The organism is Chitinophaga silvisoli (assembly GCF_003412465.1).
Taxonomy (GTDB): Bacteria; Bacteroidota; Bacteroidia; order Chitinophagales; family Chitinophagaceae; genus Chitinophaga; species Chitinophaga silvisoli.
On record NZ_QTJV01000013.1, the window covers coordinates 67,581 to 92,399 of the forward strand.

Here is a 24,819-nt window from a genome sequence, read left to right on the forward strand (position 1 = left end):
TGCCGGTTCACAAAGAACTCAGCAGGATGGGACCTCTACTTAATCGTACTAACTAATCTTCAGCGGCACAGCATAAGAAGGGAATGATCCCCTGTCAGGGAATACGATCTCCAACCCATCTGCAGTACGGCTGAATTGCAGGCCAGCATCATTGCCGGCCAGTGATATTTTGCTAATGGCACCGGGATAATGAGGGCTGCCTGCTGCCAGATTCTTAATCAGCACTTTGCCATTTTCCGGCCATTCCATCACCGTAGCGAAGAGGAGATCGCCCTTGGTGGCAAACCTGATATCCGCTGCGGTATATGGTTTGCCTTTCCCCTCATTAAATCCCTGTTCATTTAAAGGAGCCGTATTGGCTAAAGCCGGCCCTTCGCCGAATACCTTCCAGGGCCGGGTGCCATAAATACTTTCATTGTTCACTGTCATCCATTGACCAATTTCGTCTACTATTTTCAGCTCTTCCTCATCAATAGTACCGTTGCCTCTTACCGGTATGTTCAAAAGCAGGTTGCCATTTTTACTGACAATATCTACCAGCATCTGGATAACCGTTTTTGCGCTTTTATAGCCCTTCTTTTCATAGATCTCCCGATCGTAATGCCAATCTCCTATGCAGGTATCTGTTTGCCATGGTAAAGGTTCTATAGCGTTGCTATGCCCTCTCTCAATATCCCATACCATACATTTGCGTTGCTGCTCGTCCAGGATTTTCCCGTTGATGATTACCTCCAGGGATTTCCTGTTTTTCAAACTCCGGTTGTAAAAATGGGCGGCAATCCGCAAGCCGGCATCACTGGCCGGCCACAGGGGCAGTGCCGTATCATCAAAGTAAACCAGGTCAGGATCGTATTTATTGATAAGATCGATGGTACGGTTATAGAACTTTTCACAATAGGCGGCTGTTGGCGGACAAACACCATTGCCCCAATTCCACTGTCTGTGAATCGCTCCATTATCATTACTATTTTCGCTAAGTGCATGATTTTGGGCATATAGTTCCTGGGGATCCAGGCCCTCCCACCATGTACCTTTTCCGTCTTTTTTTGTCAGCTTTCCATCATATGGGATGCCGGCATAAGGCCCTTGTTTATCTGCCCTTTGCGCAGTTTCCATCCAGCTCCAGGTATGGGCCGCATGTACACTTACGCCGAAGTGTAGGCCATGGTTCCTGGCGGCTTTCACCCATCCTCCTACCAGGTCTTTGCGAGGGCCTACTTTCAGACTATTCCAGTGAGGCTGGTATTTACTGTCATAGAGGTCCAGGTTGTCGTGGTGGTTGGCCAGGGCAATAAAATATTTTGCACCTGCCCGTTTATAAAGTTCTACCAGGGCATCAGGTTCCCAGCTTTCTGCTTTCCATTCGTTGATCACATCCTTAAAACCGAATTGGGAAGGATGTCCGTATTTCTTCAAATGAATATTATACTGCCTGTATCCTTCAATGTACATGTGACGCGCATACCAATCCCCGCTTTCTGCCTGGCATTGCGGGCCCCAGTGTGCCCATATGCCAAACTTTGCATCCCGGAACCATGAAGGTGTGCTGAATTGTGCCAGCGACGACCAGTTAGGCTGAAAGGGACCTTTCATCATGGGTTCTCCCGGCAGGCCTGCAGCCATAGCCTGGAGAGGTAGTCTTCCGGCAAGCATTGCCGCGGGGAGCGCCATGCTCATTTGTTTGATAAGTGTTCTTCTATTCACCGGTTAATATTTTAGATCATAAATTTTCCTGCTATGCATATACCGGTTTATGCCAGTGCTCATAATCGGGAATGATTTTTAGAATATATAATCTGGAGGATGCTGTTGATCAAATTTACAGTGTTTCAAATTTGAGTTATTCTTTTATTATCCTTGTTGTACAAAACTAGTTTTGTTTTGAACATTTCCGACATCAGTGAAAATAAAGCTGCCCTGGCTCAATGCCAGGGCAGACTTTCTTTTTTCGGTGTTCACAGGACAGGTTAAAAAATAACAGTTAATTACTAATAGTGTAATGGTCGCTATTCAAGCAATGGTAAATTGGCATAGGTTAATGAAATGTAAATTAAACCAGTAAATGTTGGCTGCAAGTTAGATAATCATAAACATTTGGATGTTGAACAAAACTGGGTATTTTATGTATTATTCCGATGATGGTTTATTATTGCATTTTTCCGTCCTTTTTTAGACATATGACGAGATCCCCTATCCCCTTCATGACCTCATACACATTGCCATCTACATCAAAAATAGGCGTGAAATTAAAAAGTTGGCCGGTGATCTTCGACCTTAATTTAATACCTTTTCCCGGTAACTGAATTTTACATTTCCAATGTTTGAAGCACCGTATCTAAACTACTAATCACATGCTTTCTATATGATTCCATTTCCGGTTTATCCGCGTTTTTAATTGTATTGTACATGTTGGAGATCTTCCTGAATTCGCCCTTTAAAACAGATCTTGTCTGCCTGTGTGAGTATGTATTGGCACATCTGCCGAGATAACTACATATTTCAACTAATATAAGTCTAAAGGTCATCGTATTATAGTAATCGTACTGATGGCAGCTCAGTTCCTCTTTTATATACTCCAGTTTTTGTTTTTCGTCTTTCATAAATTTTCTCCAGGTTCCGTATGAATTGTAGGGTTTCTATTAAAAAATGATCATCAATCGAAATGCCAAAGGACATCATCTAATGCTTAAGCCTGGTAGTAAAGTGTGACAAGGGACGCATCTGGCAATTCCGACCTGGTCAGGGATGCCTATTCACCTGAGCCAGAGGGCATTTAATAAAAAGAACAGGTTGGATGAGCTGGTTTTAATTATCAGGTATTGGCGGGTGAATCGTCATCTGAACAACGTCCAGGTTGGCAAAATATTTGAGCGGTGCCGGGAACGTATTTCCTTTTTACCACAAAATGTGCTTTTAAAATCCTTTGTCGTTGAGCATAAATTACGTGGTGGTACCAAAACTAATATGCAGTTTAACATTTGGAATCTCCATAATCATGAAGAAACACCCTTATTTGCCAAGAGTATAGGAAAGATAGTGCTTACAGGAATTATGGTATTTATCAGGAAAGGGATCAGTTGATCCGGTGAGCCAGCAATAACAATAGCTGAAGATGAATCAATATAGCCTCTTTCTTATCCTCATGTAGCCCCTCCATCTCCTGCCTGATCATTTTAAACAGCATCCCGATGGCACTTGCCTGGCCCTGTGGCGGGTTGCTGATAATCATCTTTAAATTGAAGATTTTGTCCTGGTCAAACAATCGGGCTACGTGGGGATATTTCTCAAAATATTTAGTGCTTACCTTGCAGTAATGCAGGGTAGCCTTGCCTGATAAGCTCCAGATTAAGCTGCTGCCGGGTTTCATAAAAACAAGATCCCCGGACGAAAGGAAGGACAGGTGTGTTCCTAAGAAAACAAAACCGGTTCCGGATACGATTTGCAGGATCTGGTAAGCATTATCATTCAGATGCCGGTCAATAAATTCCGGGCTGGAATTACACCTGACAGTCAACTCAGCGTTTGTTTTCATTTTAATGTTTTGTACCACACCGGTATTGTGCTCAGGTTCTTGCTGCCAGGGTAGTTTTTCGAAATGCGAGTGGAGATATATTTTCTTTCTTTTTAAAGAAAGAAGTAAAAGCCGCCTGTCCGGAAAACCCAAGTCCGTCGCTGATCTCATTAATCCCCCAGTCGGTATGAACCAGCAGTGATTTTGCCTCATGCAATAAACGCTCCTGGATATGATCCCTGACCGTCTTACCGGTATGATTCTTCACCAGGGAATTGAGGTAATTGGGATGAACATGCAATTCATCTGCAAATTCAGTGGCTGTCTTTAGCCTGGTGATGGCATTACGATCCTGCATTTGAAAAGCAGATTCCAGTAAGGATAAGAACCTGTAGATATGGCCATATCCTTCCGTCACTTCTGTCTGTACACGGTTTTTACCCGCGCGCTGACTTTCCAGCAAGAGTAATTGCAATTGGAGCATGATCGCCTGTTTGCTGTCTTCGCTGTCGCTTTGGGCCTCTCTCAGCATGGTGGCAAAGTAGCTATTGATAATATGGGACTGGTCTTCCTGCAACTGGATCACTGCCTTGCCGGGTAAAAAATAGGGGAACTGCCTGAGCCATTGCAGTACATGTTCTGCATCGCGGCCGAAAAAGTCGGGATGGATGAGGCAAAAATGCCCGCCGGTAGCTGCGGAAGTCGTCTGCCAGGATACGATCTCATCAGGATGTAAAAATCCTATTTCGTGGGGCCCCATTTCATACCGGTGTAATCCTACAGTGAGGATGCCGGTACCGGATGTCATGTGGAAGATCTTATAGAACTTCCGGCGGTGTGGGGAAATATAATCCTTCACAGGATAGGTTTCCCTATTCTGAATGACAAAATAGCCTGAGTCAACCGGGTAATGCTGCACATCCAGTAAGGGAATTTGGTAACTGTCTGTCGCAAAGGTTTCAAGCGCTTTCCTTGGTATCGAAGAATTTTCCATATTGTAAGCCTAAGTTACTTAAAAATTAGCGGCAAATAGTTATAACCAGGTCTGAGCCAGCCTGGTTATAACTATGGTGTGCAGTATCCATCGCTTAGAAATCAGTAGACTTACTAATGCTTTCATAAGTTTTCAGGTCTGCCTGTAAAGCCTCAATTTTGCTGTTGGCCATTCCGAAGGAATCTGTACCGAGGAACAGGTGAAGTGGTTTAGTCTCCATTTCGGCGACTTTGATAAAAGCGGCCGCAGCTTTTTCAGGATCTCCTGGCTGATTGCCGATGATCTGATCGTTATGAATCACTTCCAGCTCACGTGCTTCTTTATATTCGCTGATAGGGGAAGCGGCGGTGCGAAGGGATCCCTGCAGCAGGAAATTGGTTTTAAAATAGCCTGGGTATACAATAGTAGCAGAGACTCCCATAGATTTTACTTCGGCAGACAGGGCCTCTGTTAATCCCGCTACGGCAAATTTGGTAGCGTTATAGATCCCCCATCCAGGGAAGGTGCCCATAAAACCGGCTATGGAAGAGATGTTAAAAAACATACCTGCCTTTTTCTGCCGGTAATGTGGCATCACATTGCGGATCACGTTCAATGTACCGAATACGTTTACATCGAAATTCTTACGGGCTTCTTCATCTGTGAGCTCTTCCAGTGTACCTAATTGTCCATAACCGGCATTGTTCACCACCACATCTATAGCGCCGAGTTTTGCAATAATTTCCTGAACCGCCTGGTGAACAGCTGCATCGCTATTGAGGTCTACCTGCAGGGGCAGGAAATCATCACCTGCATAGTTTACTTCTTTACTCAGTGCACCTGCATCTCTTGAGGTGGCGGCTACCTTGTAGCCTTCTTTCAGCAGGCGTTGTACTAAAGCTAAACCCAGGCCTTTTGAAGCACCGGTGATAAACCAAACTTTTTTTGTTGCCATTGTTGTAATTATTAAAGTGATTAATTATTTACTTGTACGATACAAAGGTGGGACATATTGAGCGGGGGCTGTTTACTCCGATAACAGGTAAATTTTCGAATTTCAAATATGGGTCGGGGAGGCTTATTCCGAATTTCAAATATGGGCTGGGGGGCTTATTCCGAATTCCAAATATGGGTAGAGGAGTCCTATTCCGAATTTTAAATATGGGCTGAGGCATATTATTCCGAATTCCAAATATGGGTAGAAGAGTCTATTCCCGGCGATTTCAATTTAAATACTAGCCATTACCAATTATTAACTATATCTTGAAGCCCCATCCTAAAACCCGGGATTATATGTTACCGAAAAATTGCCTGCTGTTAAGCTGTTTATTATGTGTCAGTTTCCCTTCCTTTGCTCAAAAGGTAGTTGAGCCGGCATTTAAAAATCCGGAATGGACGAAGCCTTATTCCCCCTTTCAGATTGCGGGCAACCTCTATTATGTGGGCACATATGACCTGGCTTGCTACCTTATTGTGACTGACCAGGGGAATATCCTGATCAATACGGGCGTGCAATCTTCAGCGCCCCAGATCAAGGCAAATATTGCGTCTTTGGGATTCAGACTTTCTGATGTAAAGATCCTTTTAAATACCCAGGCACATTATGACCACATGGGTGCTATGGCAGCAATAAAGAAAGAGTCAGGAGCGAAATTGATGATAGATGCAGGGGATGCAGGAGTTGTGGCCGATGGAGGACAATCAGATTATTTAGATGGTGGGCGCAATTGTCTTTTTGCCCCTGTGAAAGTGGACAGGATTTTACATGATGGGGATACGATACAGCTTGGGGACATGAAACTGGTGATGTTGCATCATCCGGGGCACACCAAAGGGTCCTGCAGCTTTTTGTTTGATGTAAAAGATGCGAAACGTTCTTACAGGGTGTTGATAGCTAATATCCCGACAATTATTACGGATAAGCCTTTTTCTGAGTTAAAAAGGTATCCTGGAATTGCCAGGGATTATGGGTATACGATAAAAGCGATGAAGGGCTTATCGTTTGATATTTGGCTGGCATCGCATGGGAGTCAGTTTGAGCTTCAGAAGAAGCATAAGGAAGGTAGTGGGTATCATCCGGAGGCGTTTATGGATAAGGAAGGGTATGATCTGGAAATAAAGGATTGTGAGGAGGAGTACCTGGAGAAGATGAAAAAAAAGTAATAAATGCTTTTCCTACTTATAGCTTAATAATATATCCTGAATGCGTTCAATTGTTACAGTTTTTAATAGTCCTGGAAATCATTTTGATTTCATCTCTTTCCTTATTTTCGTCATGATGGCGCTGTCTATCGTACACCCTGTCATTGTTATGATATAGTCTACATTATTCATGTATGCTGCCTTTACCATAAAATGGCCGGAGTCATTCATTTTATATTCCACCCCATATTGCGTGAGGTCCTCTTGTTCATGGTTGTTCAGGTTATAATCATTTAAAATGCGAGAAATATTGAGGCGATTCTTAAGGTGGTGACTTAATTTCTTTTTCTTCTACGACTTCTTATTTTTCCTGCAAGGTCTGATATCCATTGCTTTTTAATTCCCATTAAGATGATGAAACTACCTGTAAAGTAATTAACGACTAATGGCATTTCCACTTTAGAATTCCTTTTAAAATCAAAGTACTCATACTGGGATATACCCCTTAGATCCATCAAAATAGTAATTAAGATAAATATAACTCCTATGGAGATTCCTAATACATTCCCCCATTTTCTCAAAAAATCCCCTAAAGCCTGGATCATCTCTTCTGATTTACTGATTGCTGATTGTTAAAGTTCCTGCTGTCAAATATTTGCTTTGTTTCAATTAGAGATAGCATTACTATATAAGAAGAAGCCATAAAAGAGAAGCAATTTAGACTTTGAAGATTAGGTAATTGCACGAGCAGTACCGTATGCAATTAAAGCAAAACGCCGGATTTATTTCCGGCGTTTTGTTTCAATTAAAATAACTTAATAATTGTCAGTCTTGTTGTACCATCTGTGGACAGTGGTAGATTAGTCGCAACATCACTTGCTGATATTACACTGATCTTATCACCTGGTACCAGGGAGCACACGGTGGTTACCATTCCGGTAGAGGTGGCAGCAGAAGGGAAAGATGAACTATAAGGCCCTGCTACACCCCAGGCAAGGACAGTGGTAGTGCCGCTGGTGTTGGTATAACTGATACCTGGGCGCACATTTCCGGCACTGGTATGGGTAGTGGCAAGATTTACAGTGATCATATATACTCCGCTTACACTGGCACTATAGTATACACCATCAAACATACCTGTAGCCGGGGTATTATAATTGTTAAAACTGATATTGCTAAAACTGGAGGTTGAAGCCGCTGCGGCACTCTGCGAGCGTGTGTTGGTGGCTATTAAGCCAATTGCACCGCTAGTTCCGGAAGATGGAGTAGACCAGGTTCCGTCACCTCTTAAATAGGTTGTTGCACTGGCGGTACCCGAAGTGGTGCTGATCTTAGCAGTCGTTACAGAGGCATCGGCTATTTTGGAAGTTGTGATGGCGTTATTTGCGATCGTGGCAACGGCTGTTGTTGTTATTGTAAAATCGCCACTGATTGTTTGGGGGGCCTGCGGGGCACCGGTACTGCCGGTTAGATAGACTTGCCCGCCGGTGGTGCCATTTTGAAATCCGGCACCTGTGGCACCGGTTGGACCTGTAGCACCAGTGGCTCCGGTTGCTCCAGTATCGCCTTTATCGCCTTTGGGACCTGTAGCTCCGGTTGGTCCGGTTGCACCTGTGGCTCCTGTTAGACCCATTGGTCCTGTATCGCCAGTATCTCCTTTATCGCCTTTATCGCCTTTGGGGCCGGTTGCTCCGGTTGCACCTGTGGCTCCAGCTGGACCAGTTGCTCCGGTATCTCCTTTATCACCTTTTGCACCTGTAGCTCCGGTTGCGCCTGTGGCTCCGGCTGGACCTGTGGCACCCGTATCACCTTTATCGCCCTTTGCACCTGTAGCCCCGGTATCGCCTGTATCTCCTTTATCGCCTTTGGGGCCAGTTGCTCCAGTTGCACCTGTGGCTCCAGCTGGACCAGTTGCTCCTGTATCACCTTTATCTCCTTTTGCCCCAGTTGCTCCGGTTGCACCTGTGGCTCCGGCTGGACCTGTGGCACCCGTATCACCTTTATCGCCCTTTGCACCTGTGGACCCGGTATCGCCTTTATCACCTTTTGCTCCAGTTGCTCCGGTTGCTCCTGTGGCTCCGGCCGGACCTGTGGCACCCGTATCACCTTTATCACCCTTTGCACCTGTAGCCCCTGTATCTCCTTTATCACCCTTTGCACCGGTTGCTCCGGTTGCGCCTGTGGCTCCGGCCGGACCTGTAGCTCCCGTATCACCTTTATCGCCCTTTGCACCTGTGGCCCCTGTATCGCCTTTATCACCTTTTGCACCAGTTGCTCCGGTTGCGCCTGTGGCCCCGGCCGGACCTGTTGCTCCTGTATCACCTTTATCTCCCTTTGCCCCTGTAGCACCCGTAGCTCCCGTATCACCCTTATCTCCCTTTGGCCCCGTAGCACCAGTCGCACCAGTCGCACCCACACTTCCATTACACACATAAGTCGTATAATTCCCATCAATCTCCCCCGCATCCAACACCCCATTACCATTCACATCCGCCCCCACCTCAATCTTCACGCCTCCCGTACTACAAACACTCCCCGCCGCTTCAACACTCGTCTTCACCAACGCATTCACACCATTCACTCCCACTCCCGCACCCGCTCCCAGCAAACTCCATTCAGGAACAAGCGCTGTCCCTTTATTAAAATAAAACCCACTGACACTATCCGTCTGATAAATCATCAAACCCGTAGCCGGGCTTTCAATCGCATTCTTCTGGGATGATAACATTCTCGGAATTAATAAGCCCTTTACCGTGCTTTTAATATCCAGCATTGCACTTTTATCAGGTTGAGCACCATCAGCATTAACGCCTACATTTTGTGCAGAAACATGTAAAGTACATGCAAGTAAAAAAACTGAAAATAGTTTTTTAAGCCGCATTGTCGTGTAATGAAAATTGAAATTTGGAAATTATAGTTTAATTATTTTGTAAGCCGTCTTAAAGACATTCACAACCCGTACATAATATACTCCCGACATCATCTGACCAAGATCAAAAGAGAGACTATTCATGCCAATTATTGTATTGACCGCTTTGCGCGCAATCACCACACCCATATTATTAACTATCTCAACATAAACTTTCTGCTCCCTGTTAATGCTGAAATTAACAACCACAGGCCCGGATGTAGGATTCGGATACACCTGGAATAACGAATAGTTATATCCCTCCGGTGCCACAATCGCTACATTGGAATACCGGTAAGTCTTATCTTTAAAAACAATTTTATAACGGTAATATCTCAGACCAGCCCCTTCATTGGCGGTTAACATAGGCTCAGGATCCGTATAACCATAATCACGCTTCACATTTGAATTACCCGCCGCAGCCAGTGATTCCAGTGTACTAAAATTTACATTGTCCAGACTCCGTTGCAATTCAAAATGATCTGTACTTACTTCATAAGTAGTAGCCCAGCTAAGATTTACCTTATCTGCCACCAGTGCTGCCTGAAGGGCAGTGCCGCGGATTGAATCTGATATTACATTAGCCAATACATACCTACCGGCAAAACCAGCATTGTTTACACTTATGAAATTACCTGCTGAATCAAAGGCTGTAATAGTTTTCAGGGTTTCATCCCCATTCGCCGCAGGGATATAATACACACCCAATTCACTTTCAGTAACTCCATTTAACTCAGCATCAAAATATTGAAATGTTACTGCATCCTTAGCTACCGTACTATTAGCCGCTTTCACATCATAAAACCGGTTAATGCCAAACCCATTTGTCAGTTCAGGCTCCTGGTGTCCTCTTTTAATAAGCGTATATCCCAGATCGTATGAAGGCGTAAACACCATGCCCAGGTTGCCGGGATTAACTGTACCGCCTGATGCATAAATGTTGGTAGTGCTGATCAGGAAGCCGCCACCTGGTCCCAGCACACGGGAACGGGCAGTTTCACCACTTAAGGAACCTGTCTCCCCCAGGTCGATATTGTAACCGTTTAAATCAACATTGCCATGGCTGAGTTTTACGCTGCCCGAAATATTGGCGTGCTGCAACAGGCGAAGGGTATCATCACCCTTATCGATGACAATATTGTTAAATGTGGACACAGATGTACCAGAAATGTTCCCGGATCCGGCACCTGTAAAGATCACAGATCCATTGCCGGCATTGAAATTACCGGAGTTAGAAAAACCACCATTATTAATAATGATTTTGGCGGTGTCGTTTAAAACAAGGTGACCACCGTTTGTTATAATCAGTCCCTGTGAAAATACAGGTTGGTATAGGCCAATTGCTACAGGCATGAGTAGCATTGTTACGAACAGTTTTGGGTGCATTAGTGCAGTTGCATCTGGTTGTGGCCCAAAAATAACATCTTTTTATTATATGCTAATATTTTATCTATTAAAAGGGTGTTTTTATAGGTGGTAGTCCTTATTATTTTGCTAAATACAATCTTAATAAAGTAAAGGCATACTTATTTTAGGTCTTCAGGGGATTCAGCATCGTAAAGGGTCGCGGGTAAAGGGCATAAATAAGGGGGGGATAAATGAGCAAGTCTATCATCTACCACCCGGACCTTTCTTTAATTTCCTTAATTGCCTTGCCATCAAACTGCTCCAACTGGCGCTCTATCACCCCTTCTACTATCATCATTATATTGTTTTTCAAGGCATCTCCACTCCCCACTCTATCCATATGCCGCAACTCTACCACCGGTACCTTCCGGTCCGGCACTAACATCAGCTCTGGCATATAATCCGCCACATCATAATTAATACTTGCCTCCTCATCATTCTTCACCTTCTCCCCTGAAGCAATGGATGTTCCGATATTTTCACCGTTTATCAAGGCCTCAAAGGCAGCCGATAAGGTGGAATATCCACCCATTCTTGCTGCGGGAAGAGATTGCAGCTTATATTTTGCATCCAGCTCCGTTTCAATGATCTTACTTATTTTCATAAACCATTCCTTCGGTTCTACATCCCGCTGTTCTTCAGGAAATTGTTTCAACAGCTCCTCCCATAAAGACTGGAAGCTTCCTTTCAACATAAATGGCACCGAATTCTTTTCTGTTTCTGTGGGATTGTGCCCGGCCCTGGCACCTTTAAAATAGCTCAGGAGGATAGTCAGCACACCCTCGAGCGAATTAAGCAGCCGGGAATGAGGCATCACAGGATCGTCTTCACCTTCTTCAATGGGAAGCTTAGCCGCTTTCCCTATCACGGCTGCAATATCGGCATGAGTATCCCGTGCTTCTACCCCTCCCCAGAAGAATCCACTGGTCAGGGTACCACCTACAGGGTTTTTAAACATGCCTGCCAGTCCACCCAGGTCTATCCCGATATTCACTTGTGGAAAATATCCGTTCTTTAGCATAGCATCTTTAAAACCATAGCCCCAATTATTATCTACCCCTGCTCTCAGGTTCCCAAGTGCTGTGGGAGCGGCATTTTCAAGGTTGGCAATTTGTAATAACAATTCATCCAGGTGATCACTGAGGTCCTGTTTACCATTAGGCCCCAGCTCATCCACCAGGCCCTGTTTACTCGTAACTGCTTCTATAATGCTGGCTTTACCGAGTTTATCCGGTACACCCCTTACCCTATTTTTTACCCGATCCTTGAAATACGTATCCCTGGGGCCACCATATACACTACCTCCGGAATCCGCATGCAGTTCCACTCCATTTAAATTACCACGGGTATTTCTGGAATATTCAGCCCCCTGGTAAAGTAAGCCTAAAAGATTGGGATCAATACCACTTCCTGCCACTGTTAAGGGCTTGTACACAGGCACGCCTGTTTCCACTTCGATACCTACTCTCCGCTGGATGACTGCCGCCTGGCTGGACGGAGCCGCGGTCAATTGCACCGGTGCGGGTATGACAGTGGGGTAAGACAGGGCCTGACGACCCGGACCTTCGGTGCTCGCTGACTGGGATTGCTGTTGTCGGGTGTGTTGGGGTGTTTTGGAAGCCATATCTTGAGGGGGATGTAATCCGGTTAATCTTTTCTATTCAACCAAATTTAAGGGTCTTTGGATAAATAGTCAAATCACGGTAGAAAATCAGGCTGATCAATTTTTCCCTGTGAGCCTGGCTCAATGGTCTACATTAAAGGCAATTTTTTGTTGTTACTAAAGAATAATTCAACTGCCTGCTGAATTTTATGAGCCGGCCGGTATTCATACAGCGCTACCTGCGACCCGATCAGCGTCAGGCCGTAATATACATCCTCCACAGGGATGGTCAACAACCTGAGTCCTATTATTTCCTGGCTATTATACCATACAATTGGTGCTGCAATCCAGCTACCCGTGAGGATCCCATTGATGATCGTAAATGGCACTAACAACAGCGTATAACACAGATAAAACTTACCCGCCCATTGCTTATCCTTCATATACCAGGTAAAAAGTGACAATAACAAAAATGTAGCACAGGTATACTGTTGCTGATAATAAACAAGCGCTGCCACTCCCCCACCGATCATCAGTGTCCAGGAGATATAATCAGTCACCTGCCTGTTAAAACCTGCATCCGGCTTTAACACCCGCAGACAATGATATGAAAACATACAGGCATAGGGGATACATAAAAAAAACAACACCTCCTCAAGCGGCAAATTAAAACAGTAAATTCCTGAAATGTAATCGGGGTTAAACCCCCATATACCGGCATGCGTAAACCATATATCCCATCCGATAAATAAGCTGCCCGATACCAGCATCGAAATAATCACCAGGCTCCAGGACTTGTAAAACTTTATCAGCGGATGAAAACTGGCTATAAAAGGAACACTGATCGCTCCTAAATCAATGGCCAGATACGTGTACTTCATTTACCTTCTTTTTTGAAACCAGCCTGAAATATTTCAATGGAAAAAACAACATCCCGAAGCACTCTCCCTCTTCCTTTCCCAGGTGTTTATGATGCATCTTATGCGCACGGCGCAAGGCCTTCAGGTAGGGATGATTACTATTCCGGAGCCACTTGAAACGCTGATGTACGAATATATCATGTACCAGGAAATAGGTAAGTCCGTAAAGTGTAATACCCGATGCCAGGCCTATGAGCAAATAACTTTTCTGGATCGTTCCCAACAAAAATAGTGCTATGCCCGGTAGTGCAAAGATCAAAAAGAAGAAATCATTCTTTTCCAGGAACTGCCCTTCCGGTTTACGGTGATGATCACTGTGCAGGAACCATAAAGGGCCATGCATAATGTATTTATGGGTGAGCCAGGCTATGCCCTCCATCCCGGTAAAACCCAGCAGCAGCATCACAATTAAAATCAATACATCATTCATTGCTGTAACAGGTTTACGGGGAATAAAAAGGTTTGCAACATGATGCCAATCTTATGCGTATTCGCCACCCTTACCCTTTCGTTCATGATTCGCTGGGCCGGCAGACTTTTTATTTTCTTAAACAGTACCTGGTAATATGCATAAGCCAGGTATACCCCTTTCCGGGCGCTCAGTGGCAAGGCCAATATTCCCGGCAGCGCAGCCTGGAAATCTGCTTCGATTTCCGACTCGATAGCATATTTATCACAGTTGGTAAAATGCTCCAGGTTGACCAGCGGGAAATAGTGCCTGCCCAGCTCCTGGCTATCCGCTTTCACATCCCGCAGGAAATTGACTTTTTGAAAGGCTGCCCCCAGTTTCATAGCCGGCGTGCGCAGTTTACAATACAACTCATCATTGCCTTCCGTAAATACTTTGAGACACATAAGGCCCACTACCTCCGCACTTCCCAGGATATATTGTTCATAGATACTGCGGGTGTAAAAATGCTGGTGGAGGTCCATTTCCATACTATCCAGAAATGTATCCACCAGCTCCTGTTCTATATTAAATTCATGGTAAACCCGTTGAAAACTATTTAAAATCGGGTTCAAACTTATTCTTTCGGATATGGCTCTGTATGTTTCTTCTTTAAAATGCTTCAGCAAAGCACCTTTATCATATTCATGAAATGAATCTACAATTTCATCGGCAAACCGCACAAAACCATATATCGCATAAATCGGCGCATGAAATTTTTTATCCAGTAGTCTGATGCCTAACGAAAATGACGTACTATATTCTTCTGTCGTTAATTTACTGCAGCGCGCACTTACCTTATCAAAGAGTGATTTCATGTTTGACAATTTTTTGTCTTAAAATATGTTGAGCGACCATTTCACCCGAGAGGATAGCAGGTGGTACACCAGGCCCGGGAACGGTCAACTGGCCAGTGAAAAACAGGTTATGAAGCTTCTTATGCCGGATAGAGGGCTTTAAAAAAGCAGTTTGACCCAGTGTATTTGCTAATCCATATGCATTGCCCTTGTAAGCGTGGTAATCGCTCAGGAAATTGCTGTACGCATATGACCTGGAACTAATAATATCACCTGAAAAATCCTGCCCGCAATAGGACGCAGTTTCTTTCAAAACCAGTTCAAGATACCTTTCCCTGATAGCAGGTGTATCTGCCAGGCCGGGGGCAGTAGGTATCAGGTAAAACAGGTTCTCCATGCCAGGCGGTGCTACACCCACATCTGTTTTGGATGGACAGCACAGGTAAAACAATGGCTGACCCGGCCAGGAAGGATTGGTATATATAGCGTCCGCATGCTGGCGCAGGTCATGGTTGAAAAACAGGTTGTGATGCTGCAGGCCGGGTAAAACGCGGTTAACGCCTATATAATAAATCAGGCAGGATGGAGCCATGACTCTCTTTTCCCAATATTTTTCAGAGTAGTTACTCTTTTCCGCAGGAAGCAACTCCCTGTCTGTATGGTGATAATCTGCACCGGAGATCACAATGTCCGCCGGAAGAAACCCCTTACCTGTATATGCCCCACTGACCTTATTACCCACTACTTCCAGGCGCTCCACTTCCGTATCCAGTAAGAAAGTAACACCTTTTTCTATGGCAAGGGTGGTCATGGCTTTTGCCAAACGTACCATCCCTCCCATCGGGTACCAGGTGCCCAGCTTCATATCTGCATAGTTCATCATGCTATACATAGCAGGGATCTTATCGGCAGTAGCACCCAGGAAGAGGATGGGAAATTCGATGATCTTCAGCAGTTTTTCGTGCTTAAAATATCGCTTAATATGGTTGCTGAATGACTGAAGCATGTCCATTTTCAATACAGACTGCAACACTTCCATACTACACAATTCATTGAAGTGAAGGCCGGGTTTATGGATGTAAGTCTTCATAGCAGTGCGGTACTTATATTCTGCTTCCTGCATGAATTTTTCCAGCTGTGCGCCCGCTCCCTTTTCAATGCTTTCGAACAGGGAGCAAATGCCTGCAAATGAAGCGGGCAGCTCTACTGCTTCATTATTTTCGAAAATTACCTGGTAAGAAGGATCCAGGCGAACCAATGACATATAATCTTCAATATTGCGCCCGTTCCTGTTGAAAAAACCTTCGGCCACCTCCGGCATCCAATACCAGCTGGGCCCCATGTCAAACGTAAACCCGTTTTCCGTAAATGCCCTGCTCCTGCCCCCTGTCGTACTATGCTTTTCAACCACCGTTACCTTGCGGCCATGACTTGCCAAAGTAATCGCAGCCGATAAACCGGCATAACCTGCACCTATAATTAATATGTCGTCGCCTTTGTTTTGTTTCATCTTTTTGCAAAACTCTTAAACAAATATACTGTTTAACTTTTCAAAACAAAGAATAAACAAAAGATTTATTTTTGTACCCGATACATCACCGGCCCGATGAACTTGTTTCTACGGGCACTGAAACCTGAAGTAATGGCAGCTGAAATGTATTCTATCAAGGACCTTGAGAACCTGTCCGGGATCAAGGCTCATACTATCAGAATCTGGGAGAAGCGGTATGGAATTGTGCAACCGGGAAGAACAGATACAAACATTCGTTTTTATACAAACGAGGACCTAAGAAGATTGCTGAATATCAGCATGTTGACACAATATGGGTATAAGATCTCGGTGATCAGTCAAATGCAAGATGATGAAATTGCTGAGAAAATAGCCGGCCTTTCTATTGGTACCAGCATCAATATATATGAAGAACGGCTGCTGTTAAGCCTGATCAACCTGGATGAGGAACTGTTCAATAAAACGTTCATGGATATCATGATGGCGGAAGGCTTTGAGCAAACCATTATCCGGCATATCTTCCCTTTCTTTCACCGGATAGGTATTATGTGGCAGATCGGCACTATTAACCCCGCCCAGGAACATTTTATCTCTCACCTGATCAGGAATAAGATAATTGTCGCTACAGAACGTATTTCCCGCCAGGCAGATCCATCACTGGGTACTGCCCTGCTCTTCCTGCCTGAAAATGAATTGCATGAAATTGGATTGCTTTTCTATAACTATGTGCTGAGAGCCAGGGGCTTTAAAACAATCTACCTGGGACAGTCAGTGCCCTATGATAGTCTGGACAGGATTATCTCCGCCTGCGATTTTGCCTTCGTAGTGACCAACCTGACGAACCCGCTGCCGGCAGAAGATTTTGTGCACTTTTCCCGGTTACTATGCCATGCGGTGCCTGGGGTGAATGTCTATTTTACCGGTCCTATTCCTGAAAATATTGATGAGAAGTTGCCCGGGAATGCATTATTCAAAAAAGACCTGCTTTTACTGTTGGGCCTGAAGGAGGGTTAATTTTTATAATGTTTAATTATTTTATAATTTTAATAAACAAAACTGGCACCATTTTTACCGGATTTCAAGCGAAAAAATGAATTCCCGGCAACTAAAATTTCATCTGAATGGCAACTTATAAATTGTTATTTGTGGATCAGGAAAAAGAGGATGTCGCTTTGATGCAGGAACTCTTACCCAATGATCAATTTGAAATAATAACGCTTGATAACTCTCATTTAGAACCTGAACTTTCAGTGCTTACCCGGAATATTCCGGATGCTATCCTCCTGAATGCAGGATTGGCGGTGGACAATACCTGTAGGTTGATCAGGAAAATAAGGTCCCATCACAGCCTCCGCCATCTATTAATCATCGTATTAAGTGTTTTTGACCCCTCCTTCATTTCCAGGGATGATCTGCTGGCTGAGGCAGATGATGTGATCCAAAAGCCTTATAGTTACCGTGAACTGACATGGCTGGTTGACAGGATCAAGAAGGGCCTTGCCTTTAGGGATGCCCGATGAACACGGGCTGGCTGGTCATCTTCAGGACATTGTCGGCATGACTGGAATGAATATAAGTTGAAAACCGGCTCCTGCCATAAGCCCCCATCAGGATGATGGCATCCTTTCGCTGCAACAGAATTTCCAGCAAGCCTCTCCTTTCATCTCCCTCTACAGCAAAAAAATTGATATTGCTGTAACTGTCATGCATCCATTCCAGGAACTTATACCGCTCATCAGCTGCTACTATTTCAGGATTTACACTGATGACACTGACCCGTACGTCCCTCAAAGCGGGAAACAAATAGGTAAATTGCTTTATCGCGTACATAGAGGAGATCTTGCCATCGTAAGTAATTACCACTTCATCAATCTTACTAAACGTCTCAGGTAAAGCTATAACAGGGCATTCTGCAGACCTCAATATTTCTTCTGCCAGGGGAGTTGGAATGGAAATGTTTCCTGGAGTATAAGCGACAGCTATATCCAACAAAATAAGGTCGGTATACCTGCTTTCTAAAAGGACCTCATCCCGCAAATTTTCTGTAGCCTTATGTACCGTACACAATATCCCTTCCTGTCCGCAGGTAGTTTTAAATTCATGTATATGCCGGTCACACAGTGCTGCTTTCAAAGTGCCGGTATCTTCATTTGCAGGGATCCCTGCATGCCGGGCAACATCTTTGACCCAGGGTACCTCTCCTGAATAAGCTTCATTATCTGTATAAAATACCGCTTTCAATCCGGCACCAGTGAGCCTGCATATATAAAGCGTAAATTCAAGTCGGCCGGCATTAGGTTTCAGGGCATTGGCCACATACAATATTCTATTCATAACCTGGGATTAAATGGTAAGGAAAAAAGCGCCAGCGGGCAGGAATACTTAGCTGGCGCAAAAACACTTTTGTATGTCAGATTCTATCACCCAAAGTTGAGTCAATCATCGAAAAGGGAAAATGATATTCATCATAATAGCATGGACAACTATTGATTATTTACAGAGTTGTGTAAGCTTCTCCATATCACATATATAAATGGTACCATTTTTCACTTCTATCAGGTGTTCTTCCCGAAATTCTGCCAGGGTCCGCGCCAGCGATTCCTTTGCCACCCCGGCAAGAGCGGCAAGATTACCCCGGCTGAATTTTATCCCGATGTTCCGGTAATCAACAATATTATATTTCCTGTACACCGTCAGCAAGGTAGCTGCGGTTTTCTTGCGCAATGAATCATAGGCCGTTTTCAGCAATTGTGTTTCTTTTTCTTCTATGCTTTCCGTCAGCAGGTGGATCACCTGTTGGCGCATATCTGCGTCGCTTAGTAACAGGTTCTCAAACTCATCCTGAGGTATCAGGGCCAGTTCTACTTCACCGATAGCTTCCGCAGTATCGATATACCTGACTTGTTCAAGCAGCGCGGCATATCCAAGAAAATCCCCTTCTCCTGCCAGTTCCGTAATCAATTCCTTTCCATCTTCGTCCAGGATAAAAGTCTTTACCTGGCCCCTGACTATAAAATAAAGGCAGGAAGGATGATTACCTTCCTGGTAGATAGTTTGCTTTTTCTTAAAGCGCCTTATATTACGATCTTTCACCAATGCATGTAAGGGCATCACTTCCCCGGGTGCAACATTGCAAATTGCCGGCATCGTTGTTTTCAGGTCAACCGCATGCAAATGCCTGCTATGCTCCAGCTTCTTTAACTGGCATTCTATGGAATTGAGGAGTTCCGACGGGTGAAAGGGCTTGGTAATATAATCATCAGCCCCCAGGTTCATTCCCATCCGGACATCTGACCGATCTGTACGCTCAGTCAATAATATAAAGGGAATATTGCAACAGTCTTCATGACTGCTTAACAGCTGCAATACCACATAGCCATCCAGGATCGGAAGCGACAGATCACAAATGATCAGATCCGGATGGCAGCGTCCTGCCATTGTAATACCCTGTTTACCATCAGGGGCAACTAAAACGTCATATCCGGCCAGGTGCAGAATTTCAACCAGGTGGTCGCTTACCGTTAGATTATCCTCAATTACAAGTATTGTAGGCATAAACGATAGGTATTATTGAAGTGAATGATGGGTGTATAAATCAAACATGTCGATTGCAGACACATGAATATACATAATAATTAACTTTTCATATAGGCCTTTCGTTGAGGTTAAATATTTCCTGGTAAAAAGAGGAATCTGATGGTATTATTTACCGGGCTAATGGTAGAAATTACATGTTAATCATATCATGACGTGGCTTACCTGTCTGGACTGAGACGACGGTTCAAAGATAAAAAAAAGCAGGCAGAATAATCTGCCCGCACCGTCATCCTATAAAAACCGTGACTCTTTCTAAATGTCTATTTCAAGTTCATCTTTTACTGCTGAAACCCCTGGAGTAGACCAAACTACCTGCTCTACTTCTTCCCTCTCGCGCCAGGAACGAACCTTTCCTTTCAGGGTGATCGTCTTATTCTCTGTTAAGAGGGTGATATTGTCCGCTTCAATATTTGCCATCCGTTGCAATGCCTTTTTTATATTATCCTTGATAAGGAAAGCGGAGGCAGCTGGCCTGACTGTCACGAGGTTGGAGATGCCTTTTAAACCCTGCAGGTCTTTGATAGCATCCCTGGCAGCATCCCGCTGGTATTGCCACTGTACTTCTCCTTCCAGTGTAATATACCCGTCTTCTACCTCCACATGAATACTATCTTTAGGCACCAGGTTGCTCCAGGAGAGTACATCTACCGCCGCCTGGGCAATAGCTGCATCTGATTTCTTATTACTGCTGGGATATTCGACTTCCACATCCATGGCCACAGCCTTCACATCCTTCACTCTTTTCACGGCCCGTTCTGCAGCCAGTTTTTTACTCAGGCTATCCACAGTTCCACTCAGGGTTACAATACCATTTTTAACAGATACCCCTATTTCAACTGCATTCAGGGATGGCTCCCAAAGCAGCTCTTCCTGGACATCCTGCTGGACTAAATAATCACTTTTCATGATTTTTCATTTTAGGGTGAAAAAATAAACCAAGCACATGGCGGGTGGAAAACTCCACCCGCAGTTCATAGTACTTTCATTTTTTTTGATTGCCTTACTTTATGCAGATTTTAAGTCCACTGCTTATATATCTTTACTAAATGGTTTCTATTGATTCCTGTCCGTTACCATGCTTTTTCTTCTTCATTGCTGTAAGCACTCGTTTTCCTTTTTCTGTCTTTGTAAGGAGAGCGCCGATGGCAGCTCCGGCAATCGCTACTGAAGCGATAACTGAAATGGCTTTTTGATAATTTTTCATATTGGGGCGTTTTTAGTGTTGGAATAAAGTTGGTATTTTCTTTAATAAAAAAGATTAAGAATCATCATTACAGATATTGATATCCATCACATTGAACGAGGTAAGGCGGGTAGCAGACAGGCAATAAAAAGTAAGCACCCCCTATTGAAAATGCTATATCTGTACGACCTGGCCTTCCTTCACATCCGGCAAAGAAAAAACTGAAGTAATCAGTTGAATGTTACTTTTTATTATGATCCGGATCATTGAAGCCAGGTATGATTGTAGGCTAGATTTGTATAGTAATCAATAAATCTTCCACCATGAAAAAACATCCCCGGACCGAAGATTTTGTCATATTGCAAAATGAGAAAAGTGATAATTTTGCTGACCCTGACACCCTGCATCTGGACCCGAAGAATTGTATAAGGATGGTATCAACTTAATTATTTACCTGGTGTTAAAAAATGACGGAGAGGTGATAAAAGTAGAAAATGGAGAACTAAACCAAAATCCTGCGTATGAAACAAGCTATTTCCGGCCAGCAAGTTCCAGGAATTTCAGACGAAGACATTCCCGTCTTACAAAAGAAATATGGTCTTAACCTGGTAAAGTCCGAAAGGGAACATCTCCTGCTGAAGTTATTGAAGAACTTATTTACCGAGCCGATGTTTCTTTGTCTCATCCTGGCAAGTATCCTTTACCTGGTACTGAATAGCCCCCAGGATGCCATCACAATGTTCGTTGCCTTGCTCCTCATCTCTGCTATTTCAATTTACGGGGATGTAAAAAGTGAAAAGGCCATCAATGCCCTGAAGGAATATACAGATCCATTGGTCACTGTAATCAGGAATCGTATCCAGACTAAAATCCCGGTTATTGAAATTTTGCCTTCAGATATCATATTGCTGTACGAAGGAAATGTAATACCCGCAGATGCGGAAGTACTCATCTCAAATGATCTCAGTACCCACGAAGCCATTCTGACAGGAGAATCCTTCCCTGTCTACAAAGCTGCAGACGGTGATAAACTGTTATACCAGGGTACGACTATCAATTCAGGCAGCTGCACGGCAATAGTGACAAAAACAGGCAGGAACACGCAACTCGGCAAGCTACAACAATCACTCCATGCCCCTGATAATACAAAAACACTTATGCAGGAACAGACCAGGCGAATTATGTATCAGCTGGCTGGTATAGGTATCCTGGGGTTCTTTATTATTTTCATCACCCAATTTCTGTATACCCGGCAGCTGGCTTTTAGCCTCCTTTCTGCATTGACCATTGCCATGGTCGCCATCCCGGAAGAAATACCGCTTGCATTTTCTTCTTTCATGGCCCTGGGTGCCTGGCAAATGAGTCGCTCAGGCATTATCTGCAAAAACCCGCAGGTGATCGAAGACCTCGGTACCATGAACTACCTCTGCCTGGACAAAACAGGTACCCTTACTGAAAACAGGATGGTGATCGCCATGGTTTATAATCACAGGACGGGGCAGCTCTCACAGATCCTTCCGGGCGATGCTCCAATACACCACGATCTCTTTTACTGTGCCCTTCTGGCCAGCGAAAAAACACCCTTTGACCAGATGGAAAAAGTCATTCATAAATATTTCTCCGCCTTTGGTCCCGGGCAATACCAGTTTCCTAACCTGGTACACGAATATAACCTGGATGGCACACCACCAATGATGACACATGTTTACAGTGTCAATCACCAGCAGATAGCCGCCGCCAAAGGGGCCGCAGAACGGATCTTAATGGTCACGGGTACAGCAGATCCACAGGTAAGCGCCTACCTGGCTCAAATGGGAAATATGGGATACCGGGTACTGGGAATAGCCAGTGCAGCAGCAAATGAAAATGAACCTATTCCTGAACTGCAGGATAACTGGAACTGGCAGTTTGAAGGCCTGATCGCATTCCAGGATCCAATCAGGAAAGAAGCACGCGAAGTAATAAAGACGCTGAATGCCGCTGGTATCAAATCATTACTGCTCACAGGCGATCACCAGGCCACTGCCAGCTGCATAGCCAGGGAAGCCGGCATCAGTGACAATGACCTGGCAATATCAGGCAAAGAGATCATGGAGATGGATAAAGCACGCATCTTTCAACACCTGCAACACACAAGCGTATACTACAGGATGTTTCCTGATGCGAAGTTAAAAGTGATTGAGACCCTGAGAGATTTCCATGCAATTACCGGCATGACAGGAGATGGTGTGAATGATGCCCCTGCACTCAGAGCGGCGCATATAGGTATCGCTATGGGACAAAAAGGAAGTGATACGGCCCGGCAGGCTGCCGACCTGGTGATTACTGACGACGACCTGCAAAAATTGCCGCTGGCTGTTGAACAGGGACGGAAAATAAATATCAATATCCGGAAAGCCATCCGGTATATTATTTCTATACATATCCCGGTTATTTTAACTACTACCCTGCCTACCCTACTCTTTTTAAAAGGTACACCGCTATTCTATCCGATCCATATTATCACCCTGGAACTAATGATGACACCAATCTGTTCTATATTCTATGAAAAAGAACCGGTAGACGCTGAATACATGAAAATGCCTCCGCATAAGCAAAAAAATGCGCTTCTTAGTTCCCGCGAACTCCTGATCAGTTCATTACTGGGTATCACAATAACAGCCGGCACCATGACCCTCTTTTATACTTACCATCCGCTTAAACCATTGGCCGAAGTACGTACGATTGTTTTTATGACATTACTATTTGCCAATGTATTGCTCACTTTTTCCAACAGGTCTTTTAACAGGAGCCTGATTTATACATTAAAACTTCGTAATCCCCTATTGGGCTGGCTGCTCCTGTTTATATCCGTTTCAATTGCTGTTATGCTGTTTATTGCCCCGGTTGTCAGCTTTTATAGCCAGGTCATGCTATCTCCCGGAGAAATTTTCATGTGCTTAGGCACGGCCTTTGTGAGCATAGTATGGTTTGAAATATACAAACTGCTCATCCAAAAAAAACCTCTTCATGAACATCCTCCACAAGAGTCGCAGGGAATTTATTAATATAGTTGCCATTGGTGCTGTTGCAGGAACAGGCCTATTAACCGCATGTGGAAAAAAGGAAGACGAAGGACAAAAAATATCACCGCCGGAAGACCTGATGCAGGAACACGGCTTGCTAAACAGGATCCTTCTCATATACGATCACTGCGGAAATTTATTGCAGCAAAAACAGGATTTTCCTATAACTGCCCTACAGCAATCAGCTACAATCATCCGGACCTTTGTAGAAGATTATCATGAAAAACAGGAGGAAAATTACCTGTTCCCTCGCTTCATAAAAGCCAATCAGCTTACATCACTGGTCAATACCCTACTGGTACAACACAATGCAGGCCGGACTATTACAGACCACTTACTACACCTGACCCGCTCGCAAAACACCTCCGACAATGAACGACAGGAGCTGATAAGATTACTCTCTGCTTTTAACACCATGTACCGCCCGCACGAAGCCAGGGAAGACACCGTGCTGTTTCCTGCATTCAGAAAAATTGTATCTGGCCATGAGTATGATGCCCTGGGAGAAGAATTTGAGAAAAACGAAGAAAAGAAATTTGGCAAAGATGGATTTGACCATATTTTAGAGAAAGTGGCAGGAATAGAAAAGTCATTGCATATTTATGAACTTGACCAATTCACTCCTTTGGCCTGAGCATACAACATGAGCTTGCATCAAAAGCAATATGCAGTTCTCATTTCGTCTGCGCAGGTTCACGATTATCCCGGTAAAATAAAAGCTGTTCCAATGCCTGGATTGAAACAGCCTTTTTAAA

21 protein-coding genes are annotated in these 24,819 nt (G+C 44.3%); 5 read left to right on the forward strand and 16 right to left on the reverse strand.

What is annotated here, in order from left to right:
- Positions 1–48: 48 nt before the first annotated feature.
- From DXN04_RS27780 to DXN04_RS27805, 4 genes are all read right to left on the reverse strand, one after another.
- Positions 49–1,704 carry an alpha-L-fucosidase gene (locus DXN04_RS27780; RefSeq protein WP_199415153.1) on the reverse strand — a complete coding sequence of 552 codons (1,656 nt, stop codon included), beginning with the start codon at positions 1,702–1,704 and terminating at the stop codon, positions 49–51.
- Positions 1,705–3,073: 1,369 nt separating this feature from the next.
- Positions 3,074–3,532: a hypothetical protein gene (locus DXN04_RS27795; RefSeq protein WP_116856684.1), complete on the reverse strand. Its 459-nt coding sequence runs from the start codon at positions 3,530–3,532 to the stop codon at positions 3,074–3,076.
- Positions 3,533–3,563: 31 nt separating this feature from the next.
- A complete protein-coding gene (locus DXN04_RS27800) occupies positions 3,564–4,505 on the reverse strand; it encodes a helix-turn-helix domain-containing protein (RefSeq protein ID WP_116856685.1) in 942 nt (313 codons plus the stop codon).
- 94 nt (positions 4,506–4,599) lie between these two features.
- Positions 4,600–5,439 carry an SDR family NAD(P)-dependent oxidoreductase gene (locus DXN04_RS27805; RefSeq protein WP_116856686.1) on the reverse strand — a complete coding sequence of 280 codons (840 nt, stop codon included), beginning with the start codon at positions 5,437–5,439 and terminating at the stop codon, positions 4,600–4,602.
- Positions 5,440–5,777: 338 nt separating this feature from the next.
- Between DXN04_RS27805 and bla the strand changes: the two genes are divergently transcribed.
- Complete coding sequence (gene bla, locus DXN04_RS27810) at positions 5,778–6,647, forward strand: subclass B3 metallo-beta-lactamase (RefSeq protein WP_116856848.1); 870 nt, start codon at positions 5,778–5,780, stop codon at positions 6,645–6,647.
- A 314-nt stretch (positions 6,648–6,961) separates the two neighbouring features.
- On the opposite strand, the gene DXN04_RS27815 is transcribed toward bla, so the two are convergent.
- From DXN04_RS27815 to DXN04_RS27850, 8 genes are all read right to left on the reverse strand, one after another.
- Complete coding sequence (locus DXN04_RS27815; RefSeq protein ID WP_116856687.1) at positions 6,962–7,231, reverse strand: hypothetical protein; 270 nt, start codon at positions 7,229–7,231, stop codon at positions 6,962–6,964.
- 200 nt (positions 7,232–7,431) lie between these two features.
- Positions 7,432–9,354, reverse strand: coding sequence for a DUF7151 family protein (locus tag DXN04_RS35705; RefSeq protein WP_317128902.1), 1,923 nt, complete (start codon positions 9,352–9,354; stop codon positions 7,432–7,434).
- A gap of 183 nt (positions 9,355–9,537) precedes the next feature.
- Positions 9,538–10,887 (reverse strand): T9SS type A sorting domain-containing protein, encoded by a 1,350-nt coding sequence (locus DXN04_RS27825; protein ID WP_158569190.1) that lies wholly within the window; start codon positions 10,885–10,887, stop codon positions 9,538–9,540.
- 262 nt (positions 10,888–11,149) lie between these two features.
- On the reverse strand, positions 11,150–12,565 hold the full coding sequence (locus tag DXN04_RS27830; RefSeq protein WP_116856689.1) for a hypothetical protein: 1,416 nt from the start codon (positions 12,563–12,565) through the stop codon (positions 11,150–11,152).
- Between the two features lie 128 nt (positions 12,566–12,693).
- Complete coding sequence (locus DXN04_RS27835; protein ID WP_116856690.1) at positions 12,694–13,425, reverse strand: lycopene cyclase domain-containing protein; 732 nt, start codon at positions 13,423–13,425, stop codon at positions 12,694–12,696.
- Positions 13,400–13,894 carry a sterol desaturase family protein gene (locus tag DXN04_RS27840; protein WP_116856691.1) on the reverse strand — a complete coding sequence of 165 codons (495 nt, stop codon included), beginning with the start codon at positions 13,892–13,894 and terminating at the stop codon, positions 13,400–13,402. The genes DXN04_RS27835 and DXN04_RS27840 overlap by 26 nt, the downstream gene beginning before the upstream one ends.
- Entirely contained in the window at positions 13,891–14,730 is an 840-nt protein-coding gene (locus DXN04_RS27845) for a phytoene/squalene synthase family protein (protein WP_116856692.1), read from the reverse strand. Before DXN04_RS27845 ends, DXN04_RS27840 begins: the two co-directional genes overlap by 4 nt.
- Entirely contained in the window at positions 14,714–16,219 is a 1,506-nt protein-coding gene (locus DXN04_RS27850) for a phytoene desaturase family protein (protein WP_116856693.1), read from the reverse strand. The genes DXN04_RS27845 and DXN04_RS27850 overlap by 17 nt, the downstream gene beginning before the upstream one ends.
- A gap of 96 nt (positions 16,220–16,315) precedes the next feature.
- Here DXN04_RS27850 and DXN04_RS27855 point away from each other — a divergent pair, with 96 nt between their 5' ends.
- Together DXN04_RS27855 and DXN04_RS27860 are read left to right on the forward strand one after the other, a co-directional pair.
- The gene (locus DXN04_RS27855) at positions 16,316–17,233 is read left to right on the forward strand and encodes a MerR family transcriptional regulator (protein ID WP_233525704.1); all 918 of its coding nucleotides are present in this window, start codon (positions 16,316–16,318) and stop codon (positions 17,231–17,233) included.
- Between the two features lie 107 nt (positions 17,234–17,340).
- The gene (locus tag DXN04_RS27860; protein ID WP_116856694.1) at positions 17,341–17,739 is read left to right on the forward strand and encodes a response regulator; all 399 of its coding nucleotides are present in this window, start codon (positions 17,341–17,343) and stop codon (positions 17,737–17,739) included.
- On the opposite strand, the gene DXN04_RS27865 is transcribed toward DXN04_RS27860, so the two are convergent.
- From DXN04_RS27865 to DXN04_RS34940, 4 genes are all read right to left on the reverse strand, one after another.
- Positions 17,723–18,553: a universal stress protein gene (locus tag DXN04_RS27865; RefSeq protein ID WP_116856695.1), complete on the reverse strand. Its 831-nt coding sequence runs from the start codon at positions 18,551–18,553 to the stop codon at positions 17,723–17,725. The two genes, DXN04_RS27860 and DXN04_RS27865, sit on opposite strands and share 17 nt — an antisense overlap.
- A 156-nt stretch (positions 18,554–18,709) precedes the next feature.
- Entirely contained in the window at positions 18,710–19,774 is a 1,065-nt protein-coding gene (locus DXN04_RS27870; protein ID WP_116856696.1) for a response regulator, read from the reverse strand.
- A gap of 294 nt (positions 19,775–20,068) precedes the next feature.
- Positions 20,069–20,722, reverse strand: a complete 654-nt coding sequence (locus DXN04_RS27875; RefSeq protein WP_116856697.1) for a BON domain-containing protein — start codon at positions 20,720–20,722, stop codon at positions 20,069–20,071.
- A gap of 136 nt (positions 20,723–20,858) precedes the next feature.
- Positions 20,859–21,020 (reverse strand): hypothetical protein, encoded by a 162-nt coding sequence (locus DXN04_RS34940; RefSeq protein ID WP_158569191.1) that lies wholly within the window; start codon positions 21,018–21,020, stop codon positions 20,859–20,861.
- A gap of 500 nt (positions 21,021–21,520) precedes the next feature.
- Here DXN04_RS34940 and DXN04_RS27880 point away from each other — a divergent pair, with 500 nt between their 5' ends.
- Both DXN04_RS27880 and DXN04_RS27885 read left to right on the forward strand, forming a co-directional pair.
- Positions 21,521–24,046, forward strand: a complete 2,526-nt coding sequence (locus DXN04_RS27880) for a cation-translocating P-type ATPase (RefSeq protein ID WP_116856698.1) — start codon at positions 21,521–21,523, stop codon at positions 24,044–24,046.
- Positions 24,009–24,698, forward strand: coding sequence for a hemerythrin domain-containing protein (locus DXN04_RS27885; protein WP_116856699.1), 690 nt, complete (start codon positions 24,009–24,011; stop codon positions 24,696–24,698). Before DXN04_RS27880 ends, DXN04_RS27885 begins: the two co-directional genes overlap by 38 nt.
- Positions 24,699–24,819: the final 121 nt, after the last annotated feature.